Origin of the sequence: Streptomyces sp. NPDC050636 (genome assembly GCF_040654775.1) — a bacterium.
Classification (GTDB): Bacteria; Actinomycetota; Actinomycetes; order Streptomycetales; family Streptomycetaceae; genus Streptomyces.
Genome location: NZ_JBFAIP010000025.1, coordinates 12,871 through 29,534, shown reverse-complemented (window position 1 = coordinate 29,534; position 16,664 = coordinate 12,871). Strand labels below are relative to the sequence as shown.

At 72.3% G+C, this 16,664-nt stretch carries 15 protein-coding genes; 11 read left to right on the top strand and 4 right to left on the bottom strand.

Annotated features, from left to right (window positions below; all coding sequences use genetic code 11):
• Window positions 1-116 precede the first annotated feature (116 nt).
• Window positions 117-1,265: a glycosyltransferase gene (locus AB0I10_RS20035; protein WP_363153910.1), complete on the top strand. Its 1,149-nt coding sequence runs from the start codon at window positions 117-119 to the stop codon at window positions 1,263-1,265.
• Between the two features lie 47 nt (window positions 1,266-1,312).
• Here AB0I10_RS20035 and AB0I10_RS20030 read toward each other — a convergent pair whose 3' ends face one another.
• Window positions 1,313-2,680, bottom strand: a complete 1,368-nt coding sequence (locus AB0I10_RS20030) for a TerD family protein (protein WP_363153845.1) — start codon at window positions 2,678-2,680, stop codon at window positions 1,313-1,315.
• A 246-nt stretch (window positions 2,681-2,926) separates the two neighbouring features.
• On the opposite strand from AB0I10_RS20030, the gene AB0I10_RS20025 reads away from it, so the two are divergent.
• The 6 genes from AB0I10_RS20025 (at window position 2,927) to AB0I10_RS20000 (ending at window position 9,304) form a co-directional block, all read left to right on the top strand.
• A complete protein-coding gene (locus AB0I10_RS20025) occupies window positions 2,927-3,400 on the top strand; it encodes a DUF6643 family protein (protein ID WP_363153844.1) in 474 nt (157 codons plus the stop codon).
• A gap of 75 nt (window positions 3,401-3,475) precedes the next feature.
• Complete coding sequence (locus tag AB0I10_RS20020) at window positions 3,476-4,300, top strand: MOSC N-terminal beta barrel domain-containing protein (protein ID WP_363153843.1); 825 nt, start codon at window positions 3,476-3,478, stop codon at window positions 4,298-4,300.
• 143 nt (window positions 4,301-4,443) lie between these two features.
• Window positions 4,444-5,340 (top strand): MEDS domain-containing protein, encoded by an 897-nt coding sequence (locus AB0I10_RS20015; protein ID WP_363153842.1) that lies wholly within the window; start codon window positions 4,444-4,446, stop codon window positions 5,338-5,340.
• 53 nt (window positions 5,341-5,393) lie between these two features.
• Window positions 5,394-5,864, top strand: coding sequence for an ATP-binding protein (locus tag AB0I10_RS20010; protein WP_363153909.1), 471 nt, complete (start codon window positions 5,394-5,396; stop codon window positions 5,862-5,864).
• A gap of 231 nt (window positions 5,865-6,095) precedes the next feature.
• Window positions 6,096-6,698 carry a hypothetical protein gene (locus AB0I10_RS20005; protein ID WP_363153841.1) on the top strand — a complete coding sequence of 201 codons (603 nt, stop codon included), beginning with the start codon at window positions 6,096-6,098 and terminating at the stop codon, window positions 6,696-6,698.
• Window positions 6,699-6,868: 170 nt separating this feature from the next.
• On the top strand, window positions 6,869-9,304 hold the full coding sequence (locus AB0I10_RS20000; RefSeq protein WP_363153840.1) for a right-handed parallel beta-helix repeat-containing protein: 2,436 nt from the start codon (window positions 6,869-6,871) through the stop codon (window positions 9,302-9,304).
• Here AB0I10_RS20000 and AB0I10_RS19995 read toward each other — a convergent pair.
• Window positions 9,274-11,568: a hypothetical protein gene (locus AB0I10_RS19995; protein ID WP_363153908.1), complete on the bottom strand. Its 2,295-nt coding sequence runs from the start codon at window positions 11,566-11,568 to the stop codon at window positions 9,274-9,276. The genes AB0I10_RS20000 and AB0I10_RS19995 overlap by 31 nt on opposite strands.
• A 428-nt stretch (window positions 11,569-11,996) precedes the next feature.
• Between AB0I10_RS19995 and AB0I10_RS19990 the strand changes: the two genes are divergently transcribed.
• Together AB0I10_RS19990 and AB0I10_RS19985 are read left to right on the top strand one after the other, a co-directional pair.
• Window positions 11,997-12,842, top strand: a complete 846-nt coding sequence (locus AB0I10_RS19990) for a DeoR/GlpR family DNA-binding transcription regulator (protein ID WP_363153839.1) — start codon at window positions 11,997-11,999, stop codon at window positions 12,840-12,842.
• Window positions 12,843-12,904: 62 nt separating this feature from the next.
• The gene (locus AB0I10_RS19985; RefSeq protein ID WP_363153838.1) at window positions 12,905-13,378 is read left to right on the top strand and encodes an SRPBCC family protein; all 474 of its coding nucleotides are present in this window, start codon (window positions 12,905-12,907) and stop codon (window positions 13,376-13,378) included.
• Between the two features lie 47 nt (window positions 13,379-13,425).
• Here AB0I10_RS19985 and AB0I10_RS19980 read toward each other — a convergent pair whose 3' ends face one another.
• Window positions 13,426-14,523: a PLP-dependent cysteine synthase family protein gene (locus AB0I10_RS19980; protein ID WP_363153907.1), complete on the bottom strand. Its 1,098-nt coding sequence runs from the start codon at window positions 14,521-14,523 to the stop codon at window positions 13,426-13,428.
• Between the two features lie 304 nt (window positions 14,524-14,827).
• On the opposite strand from AB0I10_RS19980, the gene AB0I10_RS19975 reads away from it, so the two are divergent.
• The gene (locus AB0I10_RS19975; protein ID WP_363153837.1) at window positions 14,828-15,115 is read left to right on the top strand and encodes a hypothetical protein; all 288 of its coding nucleotides are present in this window, start codon (window positions 14,828-14,830) and stop codon (window positions 15,113-15,115) included.
• Between the two features lie 188 nt (window positions 15,116-15,303).
• Window positions 15,304-15,810, top strand: a complete 507-nt coding sequence (locus AB0I10_RS19970) for an ATP-binding protein (protein WP_363153836.1) — start codon at window positions 15,304-15,306, stop codon at window positions 15,808-15,810.
• Window positions 15,811-16,104: 294 nt separating this feature from the next.
• Here AB0I10_RS19970 and AB0I10_RS19965 read toward each other — a convergent pair whose 3' ends face one another.
• Complete coding sequence (locus AB0I10_RS19965) at window positions 16,105-16,410, bottom strand: SHOCT domain-containing protein (RefSeq protein WP_363153835.1); 306 nt, start codon at window positions 16,408-16,410, stop codon at window positions 16,105-16,107.
• Between the last annotated feature and the right edge of the window lie 254 nt (window positions 16,411-16,664).

The following is a 16,664-nucleotide window of genomic DNA, read 5'->3' as shown; positions in this document are numbered from 1 at the left end:
CGGGGCCCGCCCGGCCCCGGCGGCCCGGCCGCGGCACCCGTTCGGCCATCCCGGTACACCGTGCCGATCGCCGGTGTGCGGCGCGTGTGGTGCGGCAGACTGCGGCCGTGGGAGCGATGGAGTGGATCGGCGCCGGGTCGCTGCTGGCCTGGGTGTGGCTGTTGCTGGGGCAGGGCTTCTTCTGGCGGACGGACATACGGCTCCCGGCCCGCCGGGACCCGGAGCGCTGGCCATCGGTCGCGGTGGTGGTCCCGGCGCGGGACGAGGCCGCGGTGCTGCCGGACAGCCTGCCGTCGCTGCTCGCGCAGAAGTACCCGGGCCGGGCGGAGGTGTTTCTCGTCGACGACGGCAGTACGGACGGGACCGCCGCGCTCGCCCGGGCGCTGGCGGCCGAGCGCGGCGGGCTGCCGCTGACCGTCTCCTCGCCCGGTGAGCCGGAGGCGGGGTGGACAGGGAAACTGTGGGCCGTGCGGCAGGGGATCGCGCTGGCGCGGCTGCGGGTCGCGCCGGAGTATCTGCTGCTGACGGACGCGGACATCGCACATGATCCGGACAGTCTGCGGGAGTTGGTGGCGGCGGCGCGGTCGGCGGACCTGGACCTGGTGTCGCAGATGGCGCGGCTGCGGATCGTGACGTTCTGGGAGCGGCTGATCGTGCCGGCGTTCGTGTACTTCTTCGGGCAGCTCTACCCGTTCCGCTGGGTCAACCGCCCGGGGGCACGGACCGCGGCCGCGGCCGGCGGCTGTGTGCTGCTGAGGCTGGACGCCGCAGAGCGCGCGGGCATCCCGGAGTCGATCCGGCATGCGGTGATCGACGACGTGATGCTGGCGCGCGCCGTGCAACGGACCGGCGGCACCATCTGGCTGGGGCTCGCCGACCGGGTGGACAGCGTTCGCCCGTATCCGCGGCTGGCCGAGCTGTGGCGGATGGTCTCGCGCAGCGCGTACGCCCAGCTGCTGCACAAGCCGCTGCTGCTGGCGGCGACGGTCGCCGGTCTCGCGCTGGTGTATCTCGCGCCGCCGGTCACGCTGCTGACCGGGCTGGCCGGCGGCGATACGGCGACGGCGGCACTGGGCGGGCTGGCCTGGGCGGTGATGTGCGGGACGTATCTGCCGATGCTGCGCTACTACCGGCAGCCGCCGTGGACGGCACCGCTGCTGCCGTTCACCGCGCTGCTCTATCTGCTGATGACGGTGGACTCGGCCGTGCGGCACTACCGGGGGCGCGGGGCGGCGTGGAAGGGCCGGACGTATGGCGCGCCATGAGCACGGGGCCTACTCGTGCAGCCCCCGTCCGGCCCCCGGTGCTGCGGTCACTTCCTGGCCGGGGACCAGTCCAGGCCCCAGCCGTAGGCGTAGTCGACGGTGCGCTGCGGGCTGATGCCGGGCTCGGGGACGAGGTAGCGGGCCTCACGCTGGACGACGAGTTCGCTGCCGGTGTTGGTGATCAGGGCCAGCGCGCAGACGTTGGAGGGCACCGTGCAGGCGTCGAGCGTGAAGTCGACGGGTGCGCCGTGCTGTGGCTGGAGGGTGACCGTCGCCTTCAGGCCCTCGAAGCTGCGGGCGCCCGCATAGACGGTGACGAAGATCAGGATGCGTTTGATGCGCGCCTGATGGTCGAGATTGATGGTCATGTTCTCGCCGGCCGCGACGGACCCGGTGCGGTCGTCGCCGTCGAGCTGGATGAACGGCGGGCCGTGCAGCGCGCCGAAGTTGCCCCCGATGGGGTGCACCACCCCGGCGCTGCCGTCGGTCAGCTCGTACAGCGCGCACAGGTCGAGGTCGAGCTCGCCGGACGGGGGCAGCAGCGCGCCACGGGCGCCCATGGCCTCCATCGCCTTGCGGCCGAGTTTCTTCGTCAGCCGCTTGCCGGTGCCGCCGCTGTTCCAGTTGAGGTTCACCCGCATCGCACCGGAGGTGCCGCCCTGCTTCGTCAACGAGACGGCAGGGGCCTCCTTCGTGAGGGTGACTTTTGTCAGACGAACGGGAGCGGGCGCGGGCACCTGGGCGGGCGGGCCCGGCGGAGGCGGAATTGACGCCGCCGGTTGACCCGTTGGCAACGGGGGCGCGGCAGCCGGGGGCGGCGCCATGGGCGGAGCGGACGGCGGAGTCGGCATGGCGGCGGGCGCGGGAGCCGGGGGCGGTGCCGCGGCCGGCTCCTCCTCCACGCTGATGCCGAAGTCGGTGGCCAGGCCCGCGAGCCCGGTGTCATACCCCTGCCCCACCGCACGGAACTTCCAGGCGCCCTGGCGGCGGTAGAGCTCGCCGAGCACGAAGGCGGTCTCGGCGGTGGCGTCCTGGCTGTCAAAACGGGCCATTTCGGCGCCGCTCACCGCGTCCAGCACCCGGATGTGCAGACCGGGGACGCTCCCGAAAGTGCCACCGTCGGCGGAGGCGGCGAGCACCACCTTGTCGACGGCGGGCTCGACGGCGGCGAGATCGACGGCGAGGGTGTCGGTCATCGCGCCGCCGGCCGGCCGCTTGCCCTCGTGGCGTACCGCGCCCGAGGCGTGCGCCGCCTGGTTGTAGAAGACGAAGTCCGCGTCGTCGCGGACCTTTCCGGACACCAGCAGCAGAGCGGAGGCATCCACATCCGGAGCCCCCGGAGCGACCTGCCAGCCCAGTTCCACCCGCACCGCCGGCGCCGGGACCGGAACATTGCTGCCCTTGAGCATCGACATCGTGCGCCTTCCTCTCGTCCTCCGTGCCCCGTCAGCGGTGGCACCCTCCAACCTACTTGGCCGGGACTGTCCCGAACGCCCCCTGTTCACCTGCGAGAAGCGAGGTCTTTACACGATCCCTACGGGCGATCGCGACCGATTTCCACAAGTTCGCTCGCATTGGGGTTCCCCGGCCACTCCCAACTCGTAAAACAACCCTCTTTTCAGGCTCCCCAATCGGCACATCGTGGGCTTAACTTATGAGGCATGACCTCCCCCCGCTCTACCTACGGCGGCGGCTACTACGCTTCGCCGTCCTTCCCGGACACCCCGATCTACGACAGCCTGGTCGCGGAACGCGGCACGCCGCAGATCGCCCCGATCCGGGTCTCGCCTCCTCCTTATGACACCGGCTCGTCGTATCTGCCGGCGCTCCCCGCGGCGCTGCCCGCGCTCCCCGCCGCTCCTTCCCATCCCTCCGCGGGCCAGGGCTACCCCGGCGCCGCCGCGCAGCCGGTCGCCCCGCTGCAGCACGCTCCGGCGCCGTACATCCCGCAGCAGGCGGGCGCTCGCGGCTATCCCGGCCAGCAACCGCAGCAGCAGCAGCGTCCCGCCGCGCCCACCGGCACGGGGTACGAAGCGATGCGTCCGGCCGCTCCGATGGCGCCGCGGCCTGCCGCGCCCCGGCAGGCCGCGCCCTACGACGACCCGTACGGCCGCCAGTACCCGCGCGGGTACTGACCTGGCCCAACGGTCACGGTCCATCGGCCACTGACCCGTCGGTCAGCTGTCCGAGGCGACTGGCAGGATGGATCCATGCTCAAGCCTGCGCTGCAATCGATCCATCTCCACCCGGTCAAATCCATTGCGGGGTCCGGTCCCGGCGAGGCGGTCGTAGAGCCGTGGGGGCTCGCCGGGGACCGACGTTGGATGGTGGTGGACGGCGAGCGCAGGCTGCTGACCCAACGGCCGCAGCCGAAGTTGGCATTGGCGGCCGCCGAGGGGCTCCCGGGCGGCGCCCTCCGGCTGACCGCGCCCGGGATGCGGCCGCTGACGGTCGAGGTGCCCGATCCCGGCGAGACGATCCCGGTCGAGGTCTGGAAGGACAAGGTCGAGGCGGTGCCCGCGGGCCCGGCCGCGGCCGACTGGTTCCGCGCGTATCTGGGTGTCGAGGCCGAGCTGGTGCATCTCGACGCCCCGGAGACGCGCCGTCCCGTCGACCCGGCGTACTCCCGGCCCGGAGACACGGTCGCCTTCGCCGACGGCTTTCCGCTGCTGCTGACGACCACCTCGTCGCTGGACGCCCTCAATTCCCTCATCGCGCAGGGCGACCACGCCGATGAGGGCCCCCTCCCGATGAACCGTTTCCGGCCCAATGTGGTGATCGACGGCACCGCGCCCTGGGCAGAGGACGAGTGGCACAGCGTCCGCATCGGCGAGGTGGTCTTCGAGGTCGCGAAGCCCTGCGGCCGTTGCGTGGTGACCACCACCGACCAGCGCACCGCCGAGCGCGGCAAGGAGCCGCTGCGCACTCTCGCCCGCCATCGGCGCTTCGGTGACCGGCTGCTCTTCGGCCAGAATCTGATTCCTCGCGGGGTGGGCACGATCCGCATCGGCGACCGTTTCGAGATACTCGACTGACGGGCCGGCGCGGGGCCGCCCGTGATCGCGTCACGGCGCTCGCGGCGGCCGTCCGGACTCATTGCGGGCCGGTCACCTGCTGCCTACAGTGAGCGCACGGCGCCGCCGACGGGAGAGACCGACGGGGGGAGACAGAGAACTGCGTGTCGATACCTGCGAGGGACACCAGCAGCGACAATCTCATCCCTGTCCAGCATCTGCGGCCCGGGGACCACGCCTTTGTGAGCTACGGAAATGACGAGGTGCGCTGGGAGGTCGTCACGGCCTTCGTGCGGCTCGGGCTCGCCCGCGGCGAGAAGGTTCTGGTCCTCCCCTGCCCCGGCGTGCCCGAGGAAGAGGTGCTGGCCAGGATCGACTTCCCCAGCCGCAGCACGGCTCTGGCGCGCGAGCGCGGCCAGTTGGTGATGAGCAGCATGCGGGAGGTGATCCGGCCGGACGCGGAGTTCACCGCCACGCGGCAGATCGGCCGGCTCCGCACCGAGACCGACCGGGCGACGGCCGAGGGGTACACCGGGCTGCGCGCGTTCATCGACATGGGATGGGTGCGCGCGCTCGGCGCGGACGTCGGCGCGATGGCCCACCGCGAGATCCACGCGGACGCGCTCTTCACCGGCCGGCCGTACACCGAGATCTGCGCCTACGACCGCCGCCGATTCGACCGCGCGCTGGTCAGCGCCATGGAGCGGGCCCATCCGCGTGCCCTCCTGGAGCGGCTGGGCAGTCTGCGCTCGGTGCGCGACGCGGACGACGCGCTGCGGTTCATCGGCGAGGCGGACGCCGCGAACCAGGCCGCGTTCTCCAGATCGCTGGAGATCGCGCTGGCCCGTACGGCACCGGCCCGGCAGCTGACCGTCGATCTGACCCGGCTGCACTTCCTGTCGGTCGGCTGCGCCACCAGCCTGCTCGCCCTGGTCAGCGGCGCCGTGGGACACGAACGGGTCGAGGTGCGCTGCGACCGCGGGCAGGCCCGGATGCTGCGGCGGCTGGGCGCCGAGGCGGTTCCGCGGCTGACGGCGACGGAGGCGGTGCGCCCGTGGTGAATCCCGAGTCGGCCCGTACGGCCGGTGCACCGCCCGAGGAGTCCGGCCGCCGGCTGCTGCAACGCCGCTTCACCGCCCGCCTGCTGCCGCAGCTGCGGCTGCTGGTGGAGGAGTGCGCGGCCCGCGAGGGGCTGCGCGAGCCGCGGCGCGGCGAGTTCGTGCTGGCCGTGGACGAGATCGCCGGGAACGCCGTGGAACACGCGGGCGGCTCCGGGCGGCTGGTGCTGCGGCGGGTGGGCGATGAGCTGGAGTGCCGGATCAGCGACGCGGGGCCCGGGTTCAGCGAGGCGGTGATCCCCGAGCTGCTGCCGGGTCTTGACGGGGCGACAAAGGGGCGCGGGCTTTGGCTGGCGCGGCTGGTGGCGGACCGGTTCGCGGTCGCCGCCGGACCGGGCACGGCGGGGACGGCAGACAGAGCGACGCCGGCCACCGGCACGGCCGACGCACCGGGCGCGGCCCACGCGTCGGGCACCCCGAGCACCACCCCAGGCACCGTGGTGACGTTGGCCGTACGGCTGTGCTGACCGCCCGGCGCAGGAGTCGTCGAGGGACACCACCACGACGAGCCACAGTGCGTTATGCAGTGATCTACACACCGGCATTGATGCACCGAGGGCCCACATACCGGGCAGGGGTGCAGCATTGGCGTTCCGGCCAGTCGACCCCGAATGGCGTGATGTTGCTCTCTCTTCTCCGAACTCGCCCGTAGGTGCCGCGCGATGCGGTATTTACGGACACGGAGAGGGGGAGCGGCGATGCGAGCGATGCGAGGTGTGTGGCGCTGGCGGCGCAATCCGCTGCGGCGCGGGACCGATCGGATCGAGGCATGGGCGGCGCTGGCCGCCGCCCTCTTGATCGCTCTCGGCGCGACCTCCGTCGGGTGGATCACCGGCCAGGCCGCGCACGGCGCGCTCCTGACCACCGTACGGCTCCAGCACGAGCAGCGGCATCTGGTGTGGGTCACGGTTGACCGGCTGGTCTCCCGCGCCCCGCTCGACCCCGATCCGGAGACCTCTTCGCAGCGTGACGCGCACCGCCGGGTCATCGCCCGGTGGACGGCGTGGGACGGCAGCGAGCACACGGGACAGATCTCCACGCCGCGTCCCGTGGAGCCCGGTGAGCACTTCCGGATCTGGACCGACGACCGTGGCCGGGTGACGCCCCGGCCGATGGACGCCGGCACAGCCGGTACGCATGCGGTGCTGGCCGGGCTGGGTTCGGCGGCCGCCACCGGGGCGCTGATCGAGGGCGGCCGGCGGCTGTTCGTCTGGCGTCTGATGGTGCGTCGCTTCCACGCCTGGGACGTGGCGTGGCAGCGCGCGGGCCAGGACTGGGGACGGGCCGACGCGGGCAGCTGAGGGGGAGCCGTCCGGGCGGCTGACCATGTCAACTGCCGCTCGCCCGGCGCGCTACGGTGGTGCAGCCAGCCTCTCGGCTGGGGCCTCGCAGACCCCGAATGCGGACATCCGCGGACGGATGTGGCTGTCGGGCCGACAACAGCCGCACGAGGTGGGGGCACGACAGCGCCATGGCACAGGGCTCGGTCCAGGTGACGCACTCCGGAACGTCCCGTTGGCGGCGCCGTACAGGGGAGTACAGCTCGCTCGCCGCCGCCCTGGAAGCCGCAGGGGACGGTGATGTGCTGACCGTGCCGGCCGGTACGTACCGGGAGAATCTGGTGCTGGTGCGCGCGGTGACGCTGCGCGGCCCCGAAGGTGCTCGCGGTTCGGTGCGGATCGCCCCGGCCGATGGCGTGGCGCTGACCATACGGGCCTCGGCGACCGTCCACGACCTGCATCTGGAGGCGACGGATTCGGCCTCGCCCGCGCTACTGGTGGAGGACGGCTCCCCGGAGCTGGCCGATCTGCGGGTGGTGACCCGGTCCGCGTCCGGCATCGAGGTCCGCGGCGGTGCCCGCCCGACGGTGCGCCGCTGCACGGTCGACAACGCGGGCGGTGTGGGCATCAGTGTCCTGGACGGGGCCGGCGGGATCTTCGAGGAGTGCGAGGTGGTGGCCGCCGGGCAGGCCGGCGTGGCGGTGCGCGGCGGGGGCCATCCGCGGCTGGAGAACTGCCGGATCCACCATGCCTCGGGTGCCGGGCTGTCGATCAACGGCGAGGGCAGCGCGGTCGAGGCGATGGGCTGCGAGCTGTACGAGATCAAGGGCGCCGGGATCCAGGTGGCCGCGCGGGCCACCGGCCATCTCACCGACTGCACGGTGCACCGCACCTCGGCGGACGGCGTCACGCTGGACACCGATGCGGTCCTCACGCTCGCCGACTGCGACATCCACGACATCCCGGAGAACGCGGTCGATCTGCGGTCCCGGTCGGTGCTGACGCTGACCCGCAGCACGGTGCGGCACTTCGGCCGCAACGGTCTGTCCGTGTGGGACCCGGGCACCCGGGTGGACGCCAACCAGTGCGAGATCCACGACAGTACGGGTGATTATCCGGCGGTGTGGGTGAGCGACGGGGCGACGGCCGTACTGGACGCGACGCGGGTGCACGATGTGCCGGACGCGCTGTTCGTGCTGGACCGGGGCTCGCGCGCCGATGTGGTGGACTGCGATATCTCCCAGGTCCGTAACACCGCGGTGTCGGTGAGCGACGGGGCGACGGTGCAGCTGGACGACTGCCGGATCCGGGAGACGGCGACCGGCGCGTGGTTCCGTGATCACGGCAGCGGCGGCACGCTCGCCAACTGCACGATCGACGGTGCGCAGACCGGCGTGATCGTCACCAAGGGCGCGGACCCCACCATCGAGGGCTGCACGGTCAGTTCACCGGCCGAGGCCGGTTTCTATGTCTCCGCGGAGGGCCGGGGCACCTTCAACGGCTGCCGGGTCACGGGCAGTTCGGGCTTCGGCTTCCATGTGATCGACGGCTGCCGTACGGTGCTGTCGCGCTGCCGTACGGAGCGGTGTGCGCGCGGTGGCTACGAGTTCGCCGAGGGCGCGGCCGGGCAGGGCGACGGGCCGACGGTGACGGACTGCACGAGTGACGAGAGCCGGGCTGCGCAGGCGCCGAGCGTGGAAGCACCCGCCGTGCAGACGGCGAGCCAGACCGCCGGGCTGCTGGGCGGTGTTCCGGGGGTTCCCGCGCAGCGCGCCCCGCAGGCCGTCGTGGCCGCCGCCGTGCCGGCCGCCGTCGGCCGCCCCTCGGACGAGGTGCTGGGCGAGCTGGACACCCTCGTGGGGCTGGAGAGCGTCAAGCGTGAGGTGCGCAGCCTGATCAACATGATCGAGGTGGGGCGCAGGCGGCAGGAGGCGGGCCTGAAGGCCGCGTCGGTGCGCCGTCATCTGGTGTTCACCGGTTCTCCCGGGACGGGCAAGACGACGGTGGCCCGGTTGTACGGCGAGATCCTGGCGTCCTTGAAGGTGTTGGAGCGCGGGCATCTCGTCGAGGTGTCACGGGTGGACCTGGTGGGCGAGCACATCGGGTCGACGGCGATCCGTACGCAGGAGGCCTTCGACCGGGCGCGCGGCGGGGTGCTGTTCATCGACGAGGCGTACGCCCTGTCCCCCGAGGACTCCGGCCGGGACTTCGGCAAGGAGGCCATCGACACTCTGGTGAAGCTGATGGAGGACCACCGGGAGGCGGTGGTGGTGATCGTGGCGGGCTACACCGCGGAGATGGAGCGTTTCCTGTCCGTCAACCCCGGTGTGGCGTCCCGTTTCTCGCGGACCATCACGTTTGGCGACTATGCGCCGGAGGAGCTGCTGCGGATCGTCGAGCAGCAGGGCGAGGAGCATGAGTACCGTCTCGCCGAGGGAGCCGGCGAGGCGCTGCTCAAGTACTTCACGGAGCTGCCCAAGGGGCCGTCGTTCGGCAACGGCCGGACCGCGCGGCAGACGTTCGAGGCGATGGTCGAGCGGCACGCGGGCCGGGTCGCGCAGCTGGCCGACCCGAGTACCGACGACCTCACCTTGCTCTATGCGGAGGATCTGCCCGAACTGTCCTGAGGGGGCGGTGGGGTTGGGCCGGTCGGTGCGGGTTTCGTTTCCGGGCGCTGGGCGGGTAGGGCCGGGCCGAGCCGGGCGATGAGTTCGGCGCGCACGGTGTCGAAGACCGGGTCGGCCCGGTAGTCGCCGTGGCCCAGGATCTGGGCGGGCAGCGGGTTCTGGAGTGTGCGGCCGTAGGCGAGCGGGTCGCGGAGCGGCCCTTGGTCGATCTTGCGGCCGTCTTCGCAGGTGAGCCGGATGGGGCCGCCGATCGGGTCGGTGAAGCGCCACAGGTTGCGCCAGTCGTCCATCTGACGGTGCAGGCCGGTGAGGGCCGGCGGGCCGAAGAAGGCGGGGAACCAGCGTCCGTAGAGGCGCTCCAGTGGGCTGCCGTAGGTGAGCAGGGCGACCCGGCTGCGGGTCACCAGGTCCAGCTGCCATACGGCGGCGGCCGCCAGCACGCTGCCCTGGGAGTGCCCGGAGATCACCAGGCGCCCGTCGAACCGCTCGGTCCAGGTGGCCATCCGCCAGGTGAGGTCGGGTACGGCGCGCTCGGCGTAGCAGGGCGGCGCGAAGGGGTGGGCGGCGCGCGGCCAGAAGGTGCCGACGTCCCAGAGGATGCCGATGGTGCGGCGGGCGGAGTGGTCGCGGTAGGCGCGCCGGCCCATGGCGATGAGGAGTATGACGCCGGCGCCCATCAGCCAGGAGCCGAGGGATTCGGCGGTCTCGGCGGCGGCGTGCACGAAGGGCAGGGCGCCCTCGGTGGCTCGGCCGGGGGCGCGGTCGGTGATCCAGGCGCCGGCCACCGCGCCGGCTCCCAGGACGAGGGTGACGACCGAGGTGGCCGCGACCAGGACGGGCGCCGCGTCGGTCAGTCCGGCGCGGGCGATGGTGCCGGCGATGCGCTTCGTACGGCGCGCATCGGGGCGCTCGCGCGGGTCGTAGAGGCCGGGGACGTCCTTGGTGATCCGGCCGCGGACGAGCACCACACGGATGGCGGCGAGCACCGCGACGATGGCGACCACGACGAACAGGAGGGGCAGGACGGATGCCTGCCAGGACATCAGGACGGGCGGGCCGTCGATGGGCGCGTGCTCCTGGCCCGGGGTGGCGCCGCCGTCGATCCAGTCCGCGAACCGCTGGGCCACTCCCCCGGACAGCACCCCGCCGACCGCGCAGGCCAGCAGGGCGACGGCGGGGCCGCCCATGCCGCGCAGGGCGGTGCGCTGCTCGGTGCGGACGGCGCGCTGCAGGACCCAGGCGGTCACGGCCAGCGCGAGGATCACGACGCCCTGGAAGACGGCGATACCGCCGAAGGCCGCGGCGCCGGGCAGGGGGCCGTAGCTGTGCGCTCCGGGGCGGGCCCAGGCGGTGTGTAGGGCGATGAGCGCCAGCGCGCCGAGCGAGGCGTACGGCAGCGCCCGCACCACCAGGCGGTCGGACTGGTCGTCCGGGGCGGCCTCGCTGCGGGCGGTGCGCCAGACGATGACCAGAGTGGCGGCGGCGAGCAGCACGACCACGGCGGTCAGGGCCTGGCCGGAGAAGGTGAGGAAGGCGTCCGCGCCGCCGCGCCGGTCGGTCTTCGCGGTGGCGACGCGCAAGGTGGCGGCGATGGTCAGCACGCCCGCCGTGGCGTGCGCGGCGCGCAGCCGGGCGACGAGCCGGCGGCCGTACCAGAAGCCGTGCATGCTGAGCGCGGTGCGTTCGTCGGCCGGGGTGTCGCGGGACGTGCCGGGGCTGCGGGGCGGCGGCGAGGCGGATTCGTACGCGCTCCACGTGCGGTGCGAGAGCCACCACAGGAAGCCGATGACCAGCAGGGGCACCACTGAGGCGAGCACGAGACGGCGGCCCGGGGCGCTCCACCAGCCGTGGTCGGCCGGGCTGAGGAAGCCCATCCAGGACTTGCCGGCGGCGCAGGCCCGGGTGCCGGCGCACTGCCAGGCCGTGAGGTCGAGGGCGACCTCGCAGGCCGCGGCGGCCAGCAGGATGGTGAGGGTGAGCGCGAGGACGCGTACGAGGAGGTCGTAGATCCGGTGCGCCTTGTGGGCGGGCGGTGCGGCCGGGCGCATCCAGTGGGCGAGGTTGGCGACCATGAAGGGCACCAGGATCAGCCAGAGGGCGCGGGCGCCGTTGCCGGACGTGAGGTTGGACCAGCAGTACGCCTCGCGGACCGCCCGGCCGTGGTAGTCGCCGGGGCGTTCCTCGGCGTCCGCGTCGTCGGTGCGGCGGTAGCAGGCGGCGGTGTCGTCGCCGGTGATCAGCTGGACGCGTGGGTCGCCGAGCATCTCCTGGGGTGTGGTGCCGCCGACGCCGTGGACCAGGAGTTCCAGGGCCAGCTGCGGGCGGTCGGTCCGCGGGTCGTCTGTCTGCGGGTTGCCTGCCGGTCGTTCATCTGTCGTTGTTTCCGGTCCCGTTGGGCGGGCGTGCGGTGTCGGTTCCGCGGTCTCCACTGGTCTCCCCCGTTGTCCGTGTGGCTCCGTGCGGTGCGGTGCCTTCAGGATTCTCTCTTTCCGGCGCGGGCGCATCCATCCGGGTCGGGGTTGTGTCCGTACGTGTCGCTCCGTACGTGTCGCTCCGTCAGCCATGGCGGCGCCGGTGCCGGCACCGGTCTGGCTGTCAGTGCCTCGTGCGAGGATGAGGGAAACCAGTGATCGTAGGCAGTAGCCAGCGCGGATGGCCCGAGGCGGCGAGCGGGCGGAAGGGACGGGCCGGGGTGAGCGACAACCAGAATCTCCTCGCGGAGCAGCGGCGTGCCCTGATTCTTGACGAGGTCAGGCGGCGTGGCGGGGTGCGGGTCAATGAGCTCACCCGCAGGCTCGGTGTGTCGGATATGACGGTCCGCCGCGATCTGGACGCGCTGGCCCGCCAGGGCATGGTGGAGAAGGTGCACGGCGGCGCGGTGCCGGTCAGTGAGCCGAGCGCGCATGAGCCGGGTTTCGAGGCGAAGTCGGCGCTGGAGCTGAGCGCCAAGGAAGACATCGCGAAGGCCGCGGCCGAGATGGCGGCGCCGGGCAGCGCCATCGCGCTCGCGGGTGGCACGACCGCGTTCGCGCTGGCGCAGCAGCTGCTGGATGTTCCGGATCTGACGGTCGTGACGAATTCGGTGCGGGTGGCCGATGTGTTCTACACCGCGCAGCGGGCGGCGGCGAGCGGCGGCACGGGGCCGCGCGCGGGGGCTGCGACGGTTGTGCTGACGGGCGGGGTGCGTACGCCGTCGGACACCCTGGTGGGTCCGGTGGCGGATGCCGCGATCCGGTCGCTGCATTTCGATGTGCTGTTCCTCGGGGTGCACGGCATATCGGTGGAGGCGGGTCTGTCGACGCCGAATCTGGCGGAGGCGGAGACCAATCGGCATTTCGTGCGGTCCGCGCGGCGGGTGGTGGTGGTCGCCGACCACACCAAGTGGGGCACGGTCGGGCTGAGTTCGTTCGCCTCGTTGGAGGAGGTGGATGTGCTGGTGACGGATGCCGGGCTGTCCGCGGGGGCGCGCGCGGAGTTCGCGGAGCTGCCGCCGGAGCTGTTGGTGGCGGGCGAGCAGCCGGACGACACAGACATCTGACGGGTCGCCAGCTATGGTGTGCGGCGCAGGCCGCCGCCGATCCCGTAGGGGGTGCTCGTCCCATGGCACGCCGTCTTCGCCCCGTCGAGCTCGACTTCGCCGAGTCCGCTCCGCTGCGGCTGGTGTTCGTGGCGGAGGCCGCCGCGCCGCCGAAGGCCGTGTATGCGGCGCTGGCGGACGATGTCGAGGGCTGGTCCTGCTGGTTCTCCGGGGTGTCGCGGTCGGCGCCGACGGACGGCGGCCGGGGCCGTGACGTACGTCTTGCGGGCGGCACCCGCTTCGCCGAGACGGTGCTGGCGGCCGAGCCGGACGAGCGTTACGCCTACCGGGTCGACGCCACCAACGCTCCTGGTGTGCGTGCCCTGTTGGAGGACTGGCGGCTGACGCCGGCCGGTACCGGGACCCGGGTGCGGTGGACGTTCGCGGCGGACGGCCCGGCGCCGTTCCGCCTTGTGCTGACGCTGGCCCGGCCGGGCCTGGGCCGCGCCTTCCGGAAGTCGGTGCGGGCCCTGGACCGCCGGCTCGCCGACAGCTGAGCCGCGGTGCCGCCCGGCCCGCCCGCGCGGCGGCCCGGAACGTCGGCTCAGCCGCTCCAGGAGCCGGTCGACAGGAAGCTTTCGATGGTCCGGGCGTAGGGCGCGATGTCCAGGCCCTGGGCGGCCAGCCAGTCGTCGGAATAGTACTTGTCGAGGTAGCGGTCCCCCGGGTCGCACAGCAGGGTGACGACGGATCCCGTACGGCCCTCGGCGACCATCTCCGAGACGATCTTCAGGGCGCTCCACAGTCCGGTGCCGGTCGAGCCGCCGGCCTTGCGGCCGATCGCCGTTTCCAGGGCGCGCACGGCGGCCACGCTGGCGGCGTCCGGGACCTTCATCATCCGGTCTATGGCACCGGGCACGAAGCTCGGCTCCATCCGGGGCCGTCCGATGCCTTCGATGCGTGAGGCGGTGGCGCAGTGGGTCTCGGCGTCGCCGGTGAGCCAGCCGTCGAAGAAGCAGGAGTTCTCCGGGTCGGGGACGCAGAGGCGGGTGTCGTACTGCATGTAGTGGACGTAGCGGGCGATGGTTGCGGAGGTGCCGCCGGTACCGGCGGTGGCCACGATCCAGGCGGGTTCGGGATAGCGTTCCAGGCGCAGCTGCTGGTAGATCGACTCGGCGATGTTGTTGTTGCCGCGCCAGTCCGTTGCCCGTTCGGCATAGGTGAACTGGTCCATGTAGTGGCCGCCGGACTCCGCGGCGAGCCGGGCGGAGACCTCGTAGACGGTCCGCGGATCCTGCACCAGATGGCAGCTGCCGCCGTGGAACTCGATCAGCCGGGTCTTCTCGCGGCTGGTGGTCGCCGGCATCACGGCGATGAACGGCACCCCGATGAGGGACGCGAAGTACGCCTCGGAGACGGCTGTGGAGCCGCTGGAGGACTCGATGACGGGTTTGCCGGGCCGGATCCAGCCGTTGCACAGGCCGTAGAGGAACAGCGAGCGGGCCAGCCGGTGCTTGAGGCTGCCGGTGGGGTGCGTCGACTCGTCCTTGAGGTAGAGGTCGATGCCCCAGCGCTCGGGCAGCGGGAAGCGCAGGAGGTGGGTGTCCGCGGTGCGGTTGGCGTCCGCCTGGACCTTGCGGACGGCTTCTTTGAGCCAGCTTCGGTAGTCCGGATCGGTGTGGTCGACGTCGACGGTCGGCATCGGTGCCGTGGCCGCTGTCTCGCGGTCCGGCTGGCTCTGCGGCTGCTGTGCGGTGCTCACCGGCGCGCTCCTCAAGGGTTTCGAGGCCCGCGCGGAACGCCGGGCCGCTACCGACTATAACCAGCCAACGCACGCTTCTCACCTGCATAAACATCACTTTGAGGCACCCCAAGGCAGGCCTGGGAGGCGGCTGTTGCGGGTGTCGGGGGCCCGGCCGGTACTGGTGCGGGCGGCGCCGTACGGGCACACTCCCCACAGGGGGCGGTGGAGGGCACCTGCCCGATGTACCGAGGAGGTGGTGGCCATGGCGGAGCCGGAATTCAACGCGACCGGCGTACGGATCGAGCGATGGCTGCGGTCCCTGACCCGCGCCGGACAGATCGTCATCCGGGACGGCCGGCTGGCACTGCTGACGAGCTACGGCACGGAGATCGACAGCGCGCCACTGCAGGCCGTGCAGGCGCATAAGCCGCTGTTCGCGGCGCGGGACCGGGCGCTCGCCACGATCAACGGCCATCGCTATTCGCTCACTCTGGGGGCCCCGGAACTCTTCCTGAAAGCCGTGGAGGCGGCGCGTCCGCCACGCCCCTGATCCCCTGCCGCGGCCGAGGCGGTGCGGTTGCGGGACGGCACCCGCTGGATGAACCTGGAGTTGTATCACTGAGGGTTCACCAGCGGTGACGCTGAGGCGCAGCCGACATCGCTGGATCCGATCTTCGGATCCGATCTTCGCCCCTGCCAGGCATGAGGGGCGCCCGGCCTCATCAGGGAGTCGCGGTCGTGATCAGGCAGCCCAGCAGGCACTGCACGGTGGAGCTCCAGGCCCTTCCGGCCCGCATCCGGCATGTGCGCAGAATCGTCTCCGCGCAGCTGCGGTACTGGCGTCTCGACGCCTTGGTCGATCCGGCGACGCTCGGTGTGACCGAACTGCTGGCGAACGTCCACCGGCACGCCCGTCCCAGCAAGCAGTGCACGCTGGAACTGTGCGCGCTCCTCGATCAGTTGACGGTCTCGGTGCATGATCTGGATCCGACACTGCCGCAGATCCGGGTGGCCGACACCTGGGAAACCTGCGGGCGCGGCCTGTCGCTGATCGCGGCGCTCAGCGAGAGCTGGGGGGTGCGTCCGGACGGTTCGGGCAAGGTCGTGTGGTTCACGCTGCCGGTCCTCGCCCCCGTCCTCGGTGAGGCCCGTCCGGTGCCCGCGTGCTGGGACACCATGCCGCTGGAGGCGGCCCGCATGACGGACGGCTCCCGCGCCCGGGTACGGAGCGCGAGAGCCGGCTGAGGTGAGGTCGGGCTGTTCGTAGACGGCGCGGACGGTGAAGGGCCCGGTCCCGCTGTCGGGGAAGGTCAGTTCGGCGGTGCCGCCGACCGTCCAGCCCTGTTTGCCTGCCTCCTCCTTGGCGACAGCCGGTCCGTTCCGCCGAGGCCGTTCAACGAGCCCTGCACGGCGCCCGGATCGAGGACCCCTGGTGAGGGCGCCCGGGTCGGTGATGGCCAGCTGCCGCCCGCCGTCCGCCGTGGCGGGGCAGGAGCTGCGGTGTCGCCCATGGCGGGCAGGGGCCTGGAAGGTTGGCGGTCACGCCGCGCTCCCCTTGGGGCCGGTGCCGAAGTGCTCCTCCAGGACGGAGAGCCGGCGCCAGTACTCCTCCTCGTCGATCTCGCCTGCCGCGAAGCGGCGGCCGAGTACGGCGAGGGGCGAGGGGGTGTCGCTACGGGCCGCGGACTGCGGGCCGCGGAACGGCCGGCCGGGTCCGCCGTGGCGCCAGACGGTGCGGCGCAGCAGGCTCACCACGCCGAAGATGACCAGCGCCCAGATGACGGGAACGAAGAGGATCCAGGGGCCGGGGCCGCCGCCGGACCACGGGTGTGCGAGTTCGAACACGGGACTCAGCTCCTTGATGGACGGTCGTGATTGGACGGGTCGTGATTGGACGGGTCGCGAATAGACGGGTCGCGAATAGACGGGTCGCGACAGGTCTTGCCGTCCCTTACGAGCCTCGTCTTCCGGGGACCGCGAGTCGTCGTACGGCCAGCGGCTACGCCGGTACGACCTCGGGAGTACGCGCGGGCCGCGGCGCTGCTCCGCCCCTCTCGATCTCTGCGATCCGCCCGTTCCCGACCTGTGTGAGCCGCCCA